At 38.4% G+C, this 17,334-nt stretch carries 13 protein-coding genes, 4 tRNA genes and 1 pseudogene; 1 reads left to right on the top strand and 17 read right to left on the bottom strand.

Going from position 1 to position 17,334, the window contains the following annotated elements:
• Positions 1–214 precede the first annotated feature (214 nt).
• A complete protein-coding gene (locus C9J45_RS15175) occupies positions 215–859 on the top strand; it encodes a murein L,D-transpeptidase catalytic domain family protein (RefSeq protein WP_107207075.1) in 645 nt (214 codons plus the stop codon).
• 284 nt (positions 860–1,143) lie between these two features.
• Here C9J45_RS15175 and C9J45_RS15170 read toward each other — a convergent pair whose 3' ends face one another.
• The 17 genes and pseudogenes from C9J45_RS15170 to C9J45_RS15085 all read right to left on the bottom strand — a co-directional run bounded on the left by C9J45_RS15170 (position 1,144) and on the right by C9J45_RS15085 (position 17,178).
• Entirely contained in the window at positions 1,144–1,782 is a 639-nt protein-coding gene (locus C9J45_RS15170; protein WP_107207076.1) for a MarC family protein, read from the bottom strand.
• 632 nt (positions 1,783–2,414) lie between these two features.
• Positions 2,415–2,490: transfer RNA gene (locus tag C9J45_RS15160), tRNA-Asn, on the bottom strand.
• 7 nt (positions 2,491–2,497) lie between these two features.
• Positions 2,498–2,582 (bottom strand) — tRNA-Tyr (locus tag C9J45_RS15155).
• A 9-nt stretch (positions 2,583–2,591) separates the two neighbouring features.
• Positions 2,592–2,667 (bottom strand) — tRNA-Thr (locus C9J45_RS15150).
• A gap of 46 nt (positions 2,668–2,713) precedes the next feature.
• Positions 2,714–2,804: transfer RNA gene (locus C9J45_RS15145), tRNA-Ser, on the bottom strand.
• Between the two features lie 167 nt (positions 2,805–2,971).
• Entirely contained in the window at positions 2,972–3,205 is a 234-nt protein-coding gene (locus C9J45_RS15140) for a hypothetical protein (protein ID WP_107207078.1), read from the bottom strand.
• A 121-nt stretch (positions 3,206–3,326) separates the two neighbouring features.
• Entirely contained in the window at positions 3,327–3,518 is a 192-nt protein-coding gene (locus C9J45_RS15135) for a Sec-independent protein translocase subunit TatA (protein WP_107207079.1), read from the bottom strand.
• The gene (locus C9J45_RS15130) at positions 3,511–3,819 is read right to left on the bottom strand and encodes a hypothetical protein (protein WP_233217796.1); all 309 of its coding nucleotides are present in this window, start codon (positions 3,817–3,819) and stop codon (positions 3,511–3,513) included. Before C9J45_RS15130 ends, C9J45_RS15135 begins: the two co-directional genes overlap by 8 nt.
• 123 nt (positions 3,820–3,942) lie before the next feature.
• Positions 3,943–4,269, bottom strand: a pseudogene (locus C9J45_RS15125) (winged helix-turn-helix domain-containing protein); the annotation flags it as partial.
• 10 nt (positions 4,270–4,279) lie between these two features.
• Positions 4,280–4,555, bottom strand: coding sequence for a KUP/HAK/KT family potassium transporter (locus C9J45_RS15120; RefSeq protein ID WP_233217718.1), 276 nt, complete (start codon positions 4,553–4,555; stop codon positions 4,280–4,282).
• Positions 4,556–4,859: 304 nt separating this feature from the next.
• The gene (locus C9J45_RS15115; protein WP_233217717.1) at positions 4,860–6,227 is read right to left on the bottom strand and encodes an MFS transporter; all 1,368 of its coding nucleotides are present in this window, start codon (positions 6,225–6,227) and stop codon (positions 4,860–4,862) included.
• A 541-nt stretch (positions 6,228–6,768) separates the two neighbouring features.
• Positions 6,769–9,750 (bottom strand): HD domain-containing phosphohydrolase, encoded by a 2,982-nt coding sequence (locus C9J45_RS15110; RefSeq protein ID WP_233217790.1) that lies wholly within the window; start codon positions 9,748–9,750, stop codon positions 6,769–6,771.
• 432 nt (positions 9,751–10,182) lie between these two features.
• Positions 10,183–10,422, bottom strand: a complete 240-nt coding sequence (locus C9J45_RS15105; RefSeq protein ID WP_107207082.1) for a hypothetical protein — start codon at positions 10,420–10,422, stop codon at positions 10,183–10,185.
• Between the two features lie 224 nt (positions 10,423–10,646).
• Positions 10,647–13,094, bottom strand: coding sequence for a molybdopterin guanine dinucleotide-containing S/N-oxide reductase (locus C9J45_RS15100; protein WP_107292724.1), 2,448 nt, complete (start codon positions 13,092–13,094; stop codon positions 10,647–10,649).
• A gap of 20 nt (positions 13,095–13,114) precedes the next feature.
• On the bottom strand, positions 13,115–14,209 hold the full coding sequence (locus tag C9J45_RS15095) for a NapC/NirT family cytochrome c (protein ID WP_107207084.1): 1,095 nt from the start codon (positions 14,207–14,209) through the stop codon (positions 13,115–13,117).
• Between the two features lie 245 nt (positions 14,210–14,454).
• Positions 14,455–14,976, bottom strand: coding sequence for a superoxide dismutase family protein (gene sodC, locus C9J45_RS15090; protein ID WP_107207118.1), 522 nt, complete (start codon positions 14,974–14,976; stop codon positions 14,455–14,457).
• 342 nt (positions 14,977–15,318) lie between these two features.
• Positions 15,319–17,178, bottom strand: a complete 1,860-nt coding sequence (locus C9J45_RS15085; RefSeq protein ID WP_107292723.1) for an MFS transporter — start codon at positions 17,176–17,178, stop codon at positions 15,319–15,321.
• Between the last annotated feature and the right edge of the window lie 156 nt (positions 17,179–17,334).

Raw genomic sequence — 17,334 nt, 5'->3', positions numbered from 1 at the left:
TGCAAAATGCCATTTAGAAAGCTCGTTTTAGCACGAGTTTTCTTTATTCACTTCTGAGATATCTCTTCTTTTCGACCATCACATACTGCAACCAAGCCCACGCTGAGTCGTGTAAACAATGTATTGTCTTTTAGATAATTGGCACAGAATATTCATACATCTCTTCTATATACCATCACCGATCTAATAAGCACGTTCAATATGGGAGGGGGTTATGATGTTTTCACTTTTTTTCCGTCTAAAACTCAAATATCTCATTATCGCATCTTTACTTTTTAGTAGTCCTTACGCTAACGCAATGAGAGCAACACACGCTTGGAAGGTTTACGACCATGCTCAGCTCCAAAATTACGTTGAGTTTGATATATTTCTCAATGCTTATCGTGAGCATTTACGGGTTGCCAACAAACCTATAATGTCGATTATTGATTACTCTCAACCTTCTGACTCTAAAAGATTTTTAATCATAGATATCGAGAAAAGAGCCCTACTCCATCGAACTTTTGTCACTCACGGTATAAACAGCGGCAAACTGTATGCTACCCAATTTTCCAACACGGTGAACAGTAGGCAAACCAGCTTAGGTACTTACCGTGTTGGTGAAGCTTATTATGGTAAATACGGTATTTCTTTACGATTAGATGGCATGAGCCCTAGTAATTCAAATGCGCGAAAACGTGCAATTGTATTACACGGTGCAAGCTACGCTGAGCCAAATGTTATTCATGCTATTGGGATGCTAGGCCGCAGTTGGGGATGTCCGGCGATATCACGAGAGATCACGCCAGAAATCGTAGACCTACTTAAAGAAGGGGGCTCTATTTATGCTCACGCCCATAACAACAGACACAATAAATAAACGGTTCTATCATGCTAGTGACTGAAACACGCAACCACCAGTAACAATAAAAAAATAACGCCAATAAATTTCAGTAATAAACCTAAAGAAGCGCCACCTTTAGGGGCTTTGTTACAACAACTCATACATTGTCTATTCATAAAATAATAAGAGTCATGAGCATAAAGGTTCCAGTAAAGGGAAGGTCAATACCTCGTCTAATAAAACTAAGCCCATACATATAAAATCTATGTATGGGCTTAGTCTAATAAATCATCACATTCATTTATAAATATAACTGAATCTTACTTAGCGCTAGAGAATAACACGATTGCATCGTGAACCCCTTGGATCCCCATCTGCATCCCAATCACGGCTAAAATTAATCCCATTAAGCGCGTAATAATACTGATCCCACTTTGACCAATTTTTTCTATCAGTTTAGGGCCATAAATAAAGCAAAAAAACGTGATAACACACAGTAAAGCAAAGGCAGAAACCGTCACAAGAATATGAAACATCCCCCCTGCTGCAGAGTAGTTCATAGCTGTCGCAATCGTACCAGGGCCTGCAAGTAACGGTAGAGCCAATGGAGAAATCGCAATATCAGCCCCACTACCAGATGTTTCTTCTTCCTTTGTTTCATGCATACTTGATGTATTACCTTGCAGCATGTGATAACCAACAAGAAAGACTAAAACTCCCCCCGCTAAACGTAATGCAGGTAACGTAATACCAAATACACTAAAGATCCCTTTTCCTAAAAAACAGAACGTTGTGATAATACAAAAAGCCGTAACCAGAGCCTTAACGGCAATTGCTCTTGTTTGTTTTGCTGGCATTCCACCTGTCATTCCCACAAATACTGCCGTATTCGCAAAGGGATTCATCATCGCGAAAAAACCCATGAATACAGTAATAGCGACTGTTATTAAGTCGTGCATGCAACCTCTCTCTCTATAAGATTTATAATTAAAACAACACATTCCTGAATGAATCATATTTAATAAAAATAAAATAGCAAAAACAACACAGCAACAAAAACAAACAATTTCTCAACCTTTGAGGTATTTTCGCTCACATTACCAACAATAATGCTTAAAACTCATCATTAAAAACACAACTAATTACCGATAGAACAGATTGCAACATAAATATAACTACATGATTTAAATCACATTTAATATTTTCAGATGTGAAATGAAATAGAAATAAGACAAAAACAACTCATTGCATATAAAAGCGTGATAAAGATATTGTGCGCTCTCAAAATTTTGCTTTCATTCTGCTGCAATATCACTCGCAATTGATATTATCTTTATACGGTTGAAGACAACGGAATTCCCCATGGAGGGGACAACCTCAGTAGGCTGATATAGGGATGGTAGCCACATATCTATGGATGGCACAGCTTCAGTAGGTTGTTGAAAGGATTTGTTCAGGAAGAACCAACCGTACAATTCCCCCAGCAAAATTGCTCCCAGGAATTGGAGTGATTGCATAATCTTATTTTTTATAGATTTGTTTAAAATTGCAGAAATAAAAAAGCCCGCAACCAATTGCGGGCTTTTTTATTTGGCTCCTCCTGCTGGACTTGAACCAGCGACATACGGATTAACAGTCCGCCGTTCTACCGACTGAACTAAGGAGGAATTGTCATGGTGGTGGGGGAAGGATTCGAACCTTCGAAGGCAGTGCCGGCAGATTTACAATCTGCTCCCTTTGGCCACTCGGGAACCCCACCGAAATTTAATGGTGCCGACTACCGGAGTCGAACTGGTGACCTACTGATTACAAGTCAGTTGCTCTACCTACTGAGCTAAGTCGGCACTAAAATTTCGCTTTATCATCAAGCCTAAGCTTAACAACTAAATATGGCGGAGAGATAGGGATTTGAACCCTAGATACGCTATAAACGTATGCCGGTTTTCAAGACCGGTGCTTTCAACCACTCAGCCATCTCTCCGTAAGTGCGGCGTATGATAGCGATCACATTTTACATTGTAAAGTGCCGTATAAACCATATGCGTAACTTTTATACATTCAAACGATAGCGCGAAGAATTACACATCAGCTCATAAGAATTAGTGCAATTTGCTGTTTAAACGCATACTAAAAGCTCGTCGCTATTTTCTATAACTCACTATTAAAATACGCCTGAATTTCAGTTTGAACACGCTCAAACTCAGCTTCAGCGAGATAATAAGCTTGGTCTGATGAAAAATGTAGCTCATCTTGCTTTAGACAAATATTAATAACCGTTTGATCTGCGAAGAACAACATAATAAATGAACTATCAAATTCAACACGCAAGATCGCTGCTTTATTCACTGTAAGATTATTATCAATTATCAATCCACGTTTCATGATAAATACCGATTCAAAAATTCTGCTGTTACCATAACGAATTAATAAAATTTAAACAGAGAGACAAAATAATATTGAGTTTTTCAAGCAATTGACACTATGCACTTACATCGTAAAAATACTAACGAGTCGTTTCATCAACCACGTTTTTATCAGCAGTTTTCTCTTTAGCGGGCTCATCTTTAACCGCATTTTGAAAACCTTTTAATGCATAACCTAAATCTCTGCCTAAGTTTTTCAATTTTTTTGTACCAAATAACAATACGAAAATAACAGCAACAATAAGTAGTTTGCCAATACTGATTTCACCCATGATGTTGGTTCCTATTATTTCGTCGTGGTGTCGGGTTGGTGATTAGGTAAGCATCTGATTCATAGTGTTCTTTTAACCCTGAAAGGATAAATACCATAGAAAAGCACACACTAATCACATTTTTCGCAAACAAAAATTCAGGATAAACATGGGTTAAAAATAGATGGATCAGACACCACACAGAAATAACTTGTAGCGCAACAGTCGTCAGTTGCTGCCACGTTGATTTTAAAAAACAAGTACGAGTTAGCATAGCTATAAAAAAGACCACTGCTGCTGTCATTTCAATATAAAAAAACATATATCCACCTTATCTTCAACGCTTTATCCCATGGTATAAAGTTTGATCTAAGGTTTATGTAATAAATACATTACGTCATATAAAGTTTTTATAAAGAACGATATTCAGCAAAATCGACCCCATTTAATTATCAACTATCTCTCCATTGATCAAGCGATACCCCACCCCATTTTCAGTGATGATATATTGAGGCTGAGCCGGTGATTTTTCTATTTTATGACGCAGTTGAGCGATATGAATACGAACATAATGGGCATGTTCAGTATAATTACCGCCCCATACTTCTTTTAATATTTGCTTATGAGTCAAAACCTTACCCATATTTTTTGCCAGTAATATTAGTATTTTATATTCTTTAGGCGTGAGCTTAATACTCTCACCGTTATACATTACTGTTTGCATTGCCATATCAAGTAATACATCACCAAAACGGTATTGACATCGCCGGAGTAATAAGACTTCACCAAAAAAGAAACCAGCCGCCAACAGACCTAAAACCTTTTTTAAAATGCGGTGGCGCTACGTTATGCGCTAGAGAGGTTAATGTTAAAACACCACCTTCACCTTTATTCGAAGCGCGTGTGACTAACGCTAAACATTTTATACATACCGTTATCACTAAGGTCCAAAAGACTAATGAAAGAAAAACATTTGCTTGGTTAATGGCTATTGAGTGTTCACCTTCAAACATACCTTTAAAGGTATACAGTGAACTGGTACCAATATCACCATACACAGCCCCAATAGATAGGCACGTCAGTCCCCATAAAGACTGTTTTTACTTTTGTATCGTTGACTATCATGTACATCCCATATTGGGGAAACACTGTACCTTATGACGAAATAGAGGCACACAGGTTAACAAGGCGAAGGGAAATAAAGGGGAATATTTACGAAGAAAAATATAAAGAAAACATAAACTTTGTTTATATTTAAAGCTAAAAATACAGTATTCGTAAATAAAAAAAAGAGCGTAAGAAATATTCTTACGCTCTTTTTCAATATCTATTTTTAATGATTATCCAGTTTTAGTAATCAATCTAAATATTTTCGATATTTTTTCCTGATGTTTCAAATCTATATTTATATGTTACCCATGCACCAAATAGTGATGTAGCAACAAGACAAAGTAATAAATTAAACACCCCTATTTCATGCATTAAGATAGGGAATAAGAACGCAGCTAAAATCGCACCCAACTTTGCAATTGATGCAGCAAAACCAGCGCCTTTAGCACGAATTTTAACCGGAAATACTTCGCCTGAAATTAAATAAGTCTGTGCATTAGGGCCAAGATTATTCATAAAATTGAACAACATAAAGCCTAAAAACAGCAGATATATTTGATAATCATTACTTAGCTTTATCGACACAGCAGCTAAAGCCAAACCGACCGCACAGCCAATAAAGCCATAAATTTGCAACTTCATACGACCAATCGATTCAGAATAAATAATTGCGCAGATCACCCCAATAATAAGCAAGGAGTCAATCAATGCCGTACCTTTCGCTGAATATACAATGCTTGCTATCGTACTATGAAGCACATCTCCCGTAACAACGACATGTGGGTCAAGCACCGACGCTAAAATAACAGGAGTAAAAATACCAATACCATATGTGCCTAAATCTTGGATAAACCAAGGAGCAGAAGCCAAAATCGTTTTTGCACGGTACTTTTGCTTAAATAATTTCTTGTAACCGCCTAACCATGAATGGTGCTCTTCACCTTCAGGGCATGGCACAACCGTCAATGTCATATCAGATTGAGGATCACGATTTAATAATTGTTTCAGTGATTTTTCAGCCTCTTTCTCACGTTTTTTCGACAGTAGCCAGTGTGCACTTTCAGGAATAAAGAAACGTGCAACCGTTATTGCCAATGACGGAACCAATGCCAATATGTACATTAAGCGCCATGCATTAATATCTTCAGCATAAGTCAGTACGATAATGCCTGTGAGGATCCCTACCAAAACACCAATCGACTGAAAAGCAAAAGCACCAAGTACCAACTTACCGCGATTTTTAGTCGGAATACTTTCCGAGATCATTAAATGCGCGGTCGGGTAATCACACCCTAATGCTAATCCGATACCAAAGTTAAACAGTAAGATAGTAAAGTAAGATTGGCTACATGCCATACCGACTAAACAAACAGAAAGTAATGCCATCTCAATGATAAACATTTTCTTTCGTCCGTAGAGATCAGATAACCCCCCTAACGCACTTGCACCAATTAATATGCCGAACAGTATTGAAGAGCTCAGGGTACCTTTTTGAAATTCTGTTAAATGAAATTGCAGCGTGATCAAGGGCAAAGTTAGCCCCATCATAAACACGATCATTCCTTCGAAAAACTTTCCAAATGTCGCCAATAACCAAATTCGCCACTGTACCTTTGTCATTGACAGGCAAAAGCGGTTTGACCCTTTTCCCCATATTGATGTGTCATCAATATAGTTTTGAATAGTTTTTTGACATTGAATATCTAGATTTTGATTCATGTTAAAAATCAGCAATGCTTATAGTCTTACGACCAATATAAGTATTAAAGGTGCGCGTATATAAACACAGACGAGAGTAAAAATATAAGATATATTTTTCTCTTGACTTAATGGATGAAATCACAATATAAAAATGAATATATCGATATATTTCAGTTAAATAAGAAAAATGACCAGTATTGATATAGTAATCATACAGTTAAAGTTATTAAGATTATTAATAACACTAAGTCCACACTGTTTTTTATTTTAAAGTTGCCGTTATGTATCAAATATAAAATCTAACTTTTAAATTATGACACTCTATCTGTTATTAAATAGCGTTACATCAGCCAAAAAATAGACACCTCTGTTTAATGAGAATAAATATCAAAAACAAAGCCCACATTAAAAATGCGGGCTAATGTTCAAAAAACCATCAAAAAAATGTTACATAAAATGACTAACTAGAAAGATACTTATCAATATCAACTTCATCAATTTGCTTAGAAGGTAAAAACTTTTCAGCATATTGCATATAAACGCCACTTGATAAAAACAATTTAAATAGATCCATATCAATATGCTCATCTAATGCCATTTTGTGCAAAATATCTATCGCAACACTTAACGGTTTTGCCTTCTTATATGGGCGATCTGCCGCTGTTAGAGCTTCAAAAATATCAGATATCACTAAAATACGTTCAGGAGTACTGAGATCTTTTGCAGATAGCTTACGAGGGTATCCTGTGCCTTTCATTGTTTCATGGTGGGTTGAGGCGTAACGCGGTACACGCGCGAGATCATCAGGGAACGGTAGACTTTCTAACATCTTAATTGTACTGATCATATGTTCATTGATCTTAAAGCGATCTTCTGCTGTTAACGTACCACGTTTAATCGTTAGGTTATAAATCTCGCCCAGGTTGTATTGAAGCTCAGGTACCTGCATTTTTATTCCAAACGCTGGATCAAAATTTAGCTCATTAATACGCTTGATACAGTGTTCTCGCTTATCGACCAACAAATGTTCTTCAACAGGTAACGTTTCCGATTTTGCTGATACACTCAATTCTTCTAATGGCGATAAACCCAAGTGATCATCAAAGTGGCGTAACCATGTTTTATTGGCGATTTCATGTATACGAGCAATATGCTCATCACTCATAAACTCCCCTCCAACATTGGCGTTAGCCACAAATTTATAGTCATCCTGTAACTGTGTTTGCGTCTGTTTTAATGTCGCCAATGCTATTTCTTGTTCATGCGGATTATCAATAATATGTTGTAAATACTTAAGTTCCGCATCACGCCATAACACTTCAAAACGCATTCTAATTTCATGAATACGATTATAGTTTGCTTCTAATTTCGTTCCTTTATCAACAATATGCTCAGGCGTTGTGATCTTACCGCAGTCATGTAGCCACGCTGCAATTTTAAACTCTCGACGTTCTGCTGCATTTTTAAAACGGAAATCGGCGAATTGACCTTGGTTTGATTTTTCCACTTCACGGGCAAACATCAACGCAATTTCAGGCACGCGATTACAGTGCCCTGCGGTATAAGGGGATTTATCATCGATTGCTTGAGCAATTAACTGAATAAACGATTCGACAAATTCATCTTGACGTTTTTCATGCTCTTGAAGAGATTCAGCGGTAGTGTAAATTGACATCGAAAGATCATGAAATTCTTTGATTCGAGTCGGGATCACAGCGACATCACTATAATGTCGCAGCTTCACTTTTTTATTTTCTTTACGAAGCAGTAAAATTGGCTTAACTATGGGTTTTGCGCAAAATCCTGCTAGCGGAAGTAACACTAGTAATAATAGTGCTGATGTATAAATAGATGTACGAATTCTTTCTTCACTGGCAGCATAAACCGATGCTTTAGGTACCATCGAAGCAAAAAATATTTGATCATGTCCACCACGTCTTACATCGCGTACATAATAAAAATAGTCATCGTCATTACTATTCTTTTCTATCAGTTGGTTCTGGTAAGACTCATCAGCCGCAAAGTCGATTAATTCTACATAAGGTACGACACCCGTGCGATTCACTTCCACATCAGAATTTAACCATCTCTGCTGTAAATAATGTTGCTGCTGAGGCGTCAATGATTCAATCGCGCGATTAATAATATCTAAAAGTGGCTTTTTTTCAGGAGCCAGAACCAATGATAACGGAAAGCTGTTTTCAATATTTAATGTATGATAAGTCAGATCATTAATCATAAATTGTTCAGAAACATAGCTAAGTACAGCTTCTAAATCAATGAAAGCATCAACCTCTCCCTTTTTTACTGCTCTTAAAGCTTGATCAACATGTGAGTACGTCACAATATCAATTAAAGGGTATTTTTCTTTGATCACTGAGATAATTGGCCAGTTGCTTAATAATGCTAAGCGTTTGCCATTTAGATCTTGTAACTTTTCGTAATGCTTACTATCTGAAACCGCTATGGCAAAGGGAGATTTAAATAAAGGTTTACTAAAAATACCTAATCCCTGATTACTTGGAATATCAGGTACAGACGTAAGAATATCTAACCCTCCACTGGAATATGCCTGTTGTAATCCTAGTGATCCCGCACCGTTAAAAAAATCAAACTCAAGTCCTGTAGATTGACCCACCATATAAAGTAAATCAGGGATCAATCCGGCAGGACGCCCCGATATAGTAAAATCTATTGGTGCCCAGTTTTCTTTATTTGATACGCGCAATATAGGGGTATTTTTAATTAATTTTTGCTCTTCTGGCGTTAGTACTAAAGGTTTAGATTTGGGTAATGGCTGTTGTCTAAAAGAAGGCTCACTACTTGCTACTAACTCTCCTGATGGTAAATAAAGGAAATTATGACTAACATCGCTAACACTATTTTCTTGTAATAATTTATTAAAATGCGACAGTGTAAAATCGATACCAACAACAACCTTGCCTTTATCAGTAGGCACTTCTGTTGAGTAAGTTATGCCTGTAACCTCTTCAGGTAAAAATAAATAAGGCTCAGTACGGAAAACTGAACCACGTGTCGCATTTATATACCAAGAGCGTAATGTTGGTGAAAAAACATTTTTACGTTTTATTTTTTTTCGTAAATTAAAATTGGCATCATAAAAAGAATCATATTGTGTCATACCATTTGAATCAGCACTTCGTTCTATAATCAGCCAGCGATCTTGCTTTAATGCATTATTTTTGCGTCTTACTTCAGACATAGAATCTAAATTAATAATGATATAGGCATAGTTTTTATCCGTTCCAATAAAGGCACTATAAAAACTTGGATTGTCTTTTAAAACATTAGTGAAAATACGACGAATAACATCTTTAGATGGCGAATCAAGAATAGTGCCTAAGTGTGAGAGGTACTTTACCGTTGCTACGGCATCATCACTAACATCTGTTACAGCATCAGAGACAGACTCGGCTAACATTTGATACTTAACCTTTGCCTGATCTCGCGCCATTTGCTTACTATGGTAATATTGTAAACCAATCGCGATCGATGAAGTAATAAGTGCAACTAGTATAAAAAGAAAAATAACAATTGATTTAATGCTTATTGTTCTATTTTTGAAAAACGTCCATCCCTGCATACCTACACTATCCCATACGTTTTCTTGCGGTTACATAAATCATACAAACAACTAAATATATCAATAACAATTATTCGGCATATTTAAGAAGAAGATAACAAATATATGTAAAAATCGTTAGGAATGGCAAAAAATAGTAAAGATATTTGTAAAAATAAGAAGTACAAGAGATAGGACAGCTAAAAGCAAAAATACTTAATACGAATAATGTGAAAATTCTGCTTAAGTAAAGACTTAAGCAAAAAAGAGGTATATTTAACGTTTCTCAAATTACGAACAACGGCATCTTATCTTCAATAATGATTTCGACTCAGCTGTTTTCACAATCTCAATTTTATTATCTTTTATATCAGCCCATTGAGATAGTAGTCTCGATAGCTCATCTTTCATCATTTGAACATTGTACGGAATGCGATTAGTACGCAGTTCACCAAGTAAGCGTTGCTTAGCGATAGATGCGGTACCTAATACAGGCTTATCAATTTGTTGCTTTTTCCATAAATTAAACATAACCAGTATCCCTATACACCTAGTGCTTTTCTTAGATTATAGTTGAAATTTAAATTTAGTTACATTTTTTCGATAATTTCAAGATCTATATCAAATAAGTTCAAATAACGATCTTTATTAACCGAATACCTAAACTATATCGGCCGATCATCAAAAACTTTAACAAATAAAAAAGCCGTAAATAATAGTTACGGCTTATATATATTTATGGCCTTAAACGCTTATTACGCTATCGCGGGCTCATCAAACGCTGTCAGTGGCAATACTGGTCCAGTGTATTTTTCAATCTTCACAACAGAAGAGTTACCTGCACAGCCGTTGGCTAAGCGTGAAGTCGGAATATCTCCCGTCAATACGTTGCAGCCACCATTTTTACAAATCCCAGTTATAGGATCTAAATCAGGCCATGCCCCTTCATGAATACAGACTGAGCCTTGCTTAATGCCATCTGTAATGTAAGCGCCTACTAGTACTTGACCACGTTGATTGTAAGCACGCACTAAGTCTCCCTGCTTTATCCCTCGCTGTTTTGCATCTTCAGGATGAATTGAGATCGGTTCACGATCAGCAATCGCGTATTCTTTACGAAGTTCTGCATAATTTAATTGGCTATGAAGACGGTGCGCAGCATGAGAGGTCATTAACTGTAATTCGCCATCTTTCGCATTACCTACCCACTCCGTTGGCGCAAGCCATGTTGGATGAGGGGGACAATCGGGATAGTTATAACCTTCAATGATTTTCGAGAAGATCTCAATTTTACCACTTGGTGTACCGAGTGGATTCATAATGGGATTTTCACGGAAAGCTTGATAACGAACAAACTTGGCGTTTTGCGCGTTGTACTTCATTTCAAGCAGTTGGTTTTGTTTCCAGAAATACGTGAAATTTGGCATTGCAACACGGTTTTGACGACCAATGGCTTGTGCTTCTTTGTAGAAGCCATTTAGCCATTCCATCTCTGTTTTATTTTCGCTATACACACCGCGACCGCCCGCTTTTAAACGCTCAGCCATATCAGCAAACACATCAAAATCATTGCGTGATTCAAATTGTGGCTCAACCACTTGTTTCATTGGCACGAGATGTTGATTGCTGTAATCCCCCGTCATGGTTAAATCATTACGCTCAAACGAGGTGGTGATAGGCAAAACAATATCGGCATGTTTTGCTGCAGCCGTCCAATACGGTTCTGAAATAACAATTAATTCAGGCTTCTGCCACGCATCAATTAAACGGTTAGTATCTTGGTGGTGAGTAAAGTTGGCACCACCAGCCCACCAGATCATTTTGATCTCAGGGAACACTTTTTCATGACCATTATGCTGATAAGTTTGTCCCGGATTTTCTAACGCTTCCACAATACGTGCAACAGGGAAACTGTTAATAGCCCCTGATACTGCCCAGTCGTTCCCCGCAGAAGAGGCACCATCAATGGCTGCAGATATAGCAGGTAATACACCAGCATCACGCGTTGGGTTACCACCATTAGAATAGTGGTAAGAGAAACCAAATCCCCCACCCGGTAAACCAATTTGCCCCAACATTGCCGCTAACGTCACCAACATCCAATGACGTTGTTCACCGTATTGCTGACGCTGAATCCCCCACCCAGCCATTAGCATAGTGCGATTTTTACTAAAGATATCGGCCAAAATCGTTAACTGTTTTGCTGGTACACCACAAATATCAGATGCCCATTGCGGTGTTTTAGCAATACCATCTGACTTACCTAAGAGGTAATCTTCAAACTTGTCATATCCTGCGGTGTATTTATCTAAGAAAGCTTTATCGTACTGACCGCTATCAACCAATGCATAAGCGATACCTAACATCATAGCCACATCAGTACTTGGGTGCGGTGCAATCCACTCAGCGCGATCACCGAAGAACTCAATGGTTTCAGAACGCATAGGATCAATCGCAATAATGGTCTTGTTTGATTTTTTCAGTTGGTGGAAAAACTCAAGCCCCGCACCATCAGTCGCACTCCACGCGATCTTTAAGGTATTAAGCGGATTCAAACCCCAAAACACCACCACATCACTGGTTTCTAACACCACAGGATAAGTCGTTTGCTGCTCATACACTTCAATCGAGCCCACCACGTGCGGCATGATCACCTGTGCAGCACCTGTTGAGTAATCCCCCATATGGCCTGAGTAACCGCCAGCCATACTCATATAACGTTGCAATAGCGTTTGGGCTTTATGTAATACACCACTTGAACGCCAACCGTAAGCCCCAGCAAAGACGGATTCAGGGCCATAAGTTTGGCGAATTCGCATATGTTGGGCGTGAATCAAATCTAATGCTTGATCCCAGCTCACACGTACAAACTCATCACTGCCACGTTTACCTTGTGGCGCTGTTGGATTGTCTAAATAGCCTTTACGTACCATTGGGTATTTCACACGAGCTTTGGTGTGAACATAATCTTTCGCTGTGGTTTGTAAGCTGTTTTCAACTGTTGCTGGCAATGCGCCTTTCGATGACACAATCTTGCCATCTTGCACTTCAATCAGCATTGCGCCCCAGTGAGCTGCCGATAACACCGCTTTTCCTTGTGGTTCGGTGGTCGTTGCACAAACAGGCATCGCTTTAGCAATCGTCAATGCCCCAATCGAAGCCGTCGCGCCTTTTAAAAAATGGCGGCGTGATAATGACATCATGGTAATTTCCTTATTCATGCTTAGTGACCTACCACATCTTTGGCGTTGTACTGGAAGAACTTCGTTAATATTTCAAGATCTTCTGCTGAAATAGACGTGCGATCGCCCATGCCTTTCGCTATTGAAGGCCATGCGTTTACGGTAAAGTGGTTTGCAGGGATCTTAGCGTGACAGGTTGAACAGAACACGTTATCGAGCTGCTCTGCGTAATCCCAAAGCGGTTGTTGGCTATCAAGCACTGGCGCTTCAATCGTCGCCACAAGCGATACTGGACGCCATTGATTACCATAATCATCGGTTTTAAATTCACCCGTTTTTAATGCTGATTCACCGTCTTTGGTTAAGGTCGCAATAATGGCACGTTGACCTTCGCCCATGTACAGCACTTGCTCGGCACCTTGCATTTGGTAGCCCGAGAGCTCAACTTGGCGCTTACCATTTTCATCTTTAAGGTTTTTCAGTGGTGTCGCTGGGTTAATAGAACCTAAATCCCCCATCGCAATGGTTTGTACTGGATACACCACTTTTGCATCTGCTGGGGTTGTCTGCGCTTCATCTAACAGGTGATCAAGCGCGGTTGAATCCATTTTGGCTTCAGGTGGAAGGTGTGCAACGCCTTTGTGACAATCGATACAGGTTTGATCATTTTCCGCCGCATACAAGTGCATTTTCTGTGCATCTTCCGACTGATCATAAGTTTCCATTGCATCTTCATCATGACAGCTACGGCAAGTCGCAGAATCATTACCGCGCATCTGTTCCCATACCGTTTCCGCCATGGCTGCACGGTGCTGCTCATACTTCTCGTCAGTATCAATCTTACCGGTCACAAACTCATGATAAACATCTTTGGTCGCGCGGATCTTAGTCCATAAATATTCCATTGGTTCTTGTGGAATATGGCAATCAGAACACTCAGCTCGGATGCCTTTCGCGTTACTGAAGTGCACAGAGCCTAAATACTCTTTGTATGGGGTTTCCATTGAATGACAAGAAAGGCAGAACTCAGTGCTAGATGTTTTATCAAGGATGACTTGTGTTCCCCCTAGCGTCAGCCAGCCAATACCGATGCTAGATGCCACAATTACGGCAAGGGTTGTTTTATTTAGTTTCATGATACTCGCATATCCATATAAGCAATAGACACTCAAAGACCGAATGCGAGCGAGAAATTACGCTATTGTGAGATTTTTAAATTTGATTAAGACCACATTTTATTAAAGGTTATGAAGGGAATATTTCAAAATCACCATTAATTTCACATTTTTACATATTTTACAATTGACTGGCTGTCTATAAAAAACTTAATCTGATTAAAATAAAACCAACAGCGACAACCTTGCTGTTGGTTTTCACTATTTTATTGGATCACACCACAGGCAACACGTGCACCGCCGCCACCTAATGCTTTTGGCGTATCAGAGTAATTATCGCTACCCGCATGGATCATAATTGCGTGACCTTTTAGTTCTTTCAACGTTAAACGTGGCGCTAAAACAGGGTTAGTTGCTAAACCATTTGCACTCACAAACAGTGCTGGCAGATCACCTTTATGATTATCATCAGTCCATGGAAAACCGTGTTTATTCGTGTGCTCCGGATCGTAATGCCCACCTGCTGCACCACCTAAAATAACTTTGCCGTCTTTTTCTGATGAAGCACAGCTACCATTTTGATGAATATGGAAACCATGCATTCCTGGTGTTAAATCTGCCAGTTCAGGTGTAAATACTACCCCATATTTATTTTGGCTTAGTTCAATCGTACCAACAGGTTTACCTGTTTGTAGATCAGTCATTTTAACCGTGAGATCTTGTGCTAACACTTGGTGAGATACCCCCAAAGCGAGAGCGGTGAAGAGTAAAGTTTTTGTCTTATTCATCATTTTGTCCCTCTTGTTTTTTATTTCCTAAAAACATCAAACATACCTATAACAAAAAGTTATAAATTATATTTACAATTCTAGTTATAGACTACGCTTGAAAAATTCCATAAGGAGATTAAATGCAGTGTACGTACTTTTTACTCTTACGATTACATCAACACGGCTATCTTAAACAACCGATTCGTTGGCAGATTACGGACACAGATATTGTTCATACCGCGCGTAACTCTCCTAACGTCATTGAAGATAAGAAGCGTTTTTTCCTCGTTCGCTCAGCTAGCTCAAATACCAGTCCTCACTCACAAATGCTTAAACTGAGATACTCCAGCTTGGCGAATACTAATTATTCACTAATTGATAAACCACTTTTTCTAATTTTTCAGCTGATATTTGTTCTGCCGGTATCGGTGTAGAAGCAACAACTTCAAGCTCAGAGCGAAAACGTTTTATCGCGCGCATAATCGTAAATCGTCCGCTACGACTAAAGATAGAACCCCATACCCCTTTTAATCCCATCGGAATAACAGGGACAGGATTACGTTTTACTATATGTTCAATACCACGTTTAAACTCATTTATTTCACCTGTACGTGTAATTTTCCCCTCGGGAAAGATACAAATAATTTCGCCAGATGAAAGCTCTTTATCAATTTGATCAAAAGCTTGTTGATAAATTTCAGTTGATACTTTTGGTGAACAAATAGGGATCGTTTTCGCCCATTTAAAGAAATACTTCATCACAGGTAAATTCGCGATATTTTTATCCATGACAAAACGAACAGGTCGACGACTGGCTGCACCCACTAAGATTGCATCAACAAAGCTAACATGATTACACACTAAAACAGCAGGTCCCGTTTCAGGAATATTATCAAGCCCCGTTGATTTCACTCGATAGAGAACGCGGGAAATAATCCACACGATAAAGCGTATTAAAAATTCTTGAACTTGACTAAATACGTAAATAGATACAATCACATTAAGTAACGCGATAGAAAGAAACAGCTCGAGAACTGATAAATGAACGACTGTTAACATCACAATTGAGAATAACGCACTGCCAACCATAAACAATGCATTAAGAACATTATTACCAGCAATCACTTGAGCACGGTGTTCTTTTTCGCTTCGTTGCTGAATTAACGCATTTAACGGCACAACAAAGATACTTCCTGAAGCACTAAGTAACATTAAATCAAGCAGTAAACGATAATTGTTAAGCGTAAAATCAACCACAGTCATTGAATTTGAGGTGATGATAGTTTGGCTTGAAAAATACAGATCAAAGCCAAACACACTCATGCCTAAAGCCCCAAGCGGGAGAATACCTAATTCAATTTTATCGCCAGATAACTTCTCACAAACAATCGCTCCTAGCGCAATGCCAACTGAAAAAATAGTCAGTAGCATTGTGACATATTGAGGATCATCACTAATAAATGTTTTCGCAAAGTGTGGAAGTTGAGTTAAATAGGTCGCTCCCACAAACCAGAACCAACTAATGGCTAAAATTGATAAAAAGACGGTGCGGTTTTGTTTAGTAATACGGATTGTTTTTACAACCTGTTTAATAGGGTTCCAATTAATCGCTAATTCAGCGTTATTCGGCAATGCTTTTGGAATAAAAAGACTACTGACAAAGCCAAGAAGAGATAGTACAACAACGCAAACAGAGGCTGTAAATGCGCGGTCTTCAGTATGAAAAATAAAGCCAGCACATAAGGTCCCACCAAGGATCGCAAGAAACGTCCCCATCTCAACTAATGCATTACCAGCAAGTAACTCTTTTTGTTTTAAGTGTTGCGGCATCAATGCAAACTTTACCGGTCCGAAAAAAGCAGACTGGGCCCCCATCAAAAATAATAGACCCAAGAGCAAAGGGATCGATTGCATTTGTATCGCCCATGCACCTAATGCCATTACGCCTACTTCGATCAATTTTAGCGTCTGAATTAACCGTGTTTTTTCATATTTATCCGCTAACTGCCCACCTAACGGTGAAAAAATAAAGAAAGGAAAAATAAACAAACCAGCGGCAAGATTCACCAGCATGGCACTTTCAGCTTGGTTGTACAGTGATGAAAATACAATCACGAGTAATAGAAAATTTTTGAATAGATTATCATTGAAAGCACCCAGTGCCTGCGTAATAAAGTACGGCAGGAAGGATTGCTTTTTTAATAAAGATAATTGACTCATACACACCTCGTGTCATTGCATAATTTTATTTTTATTTACCATACAACACAATCGAACACTGTGCAATTAATTGTTTAAAATATGAATAGAGGATCTTATTACATAGATTAATTTTAGTTGCTTTGAATTTAGTCTCACTTCTAAAAGTATATAAAG

The sequence above is a fragment of the Photobacterium sp. GB-1 genome (genome assembly GCF_003026165.1).
Classification (GTDB): Bacteria; Pseudomonadota; Gammaproteobacteria; order Enterobacterales; family Vibrionaceae; genus Photobacterium.
The sequence above is the reverse complement of the archived record's forward strand: the minus strand, read 5'-3'. Positions and strand labels throughout refer to the sequence as shown.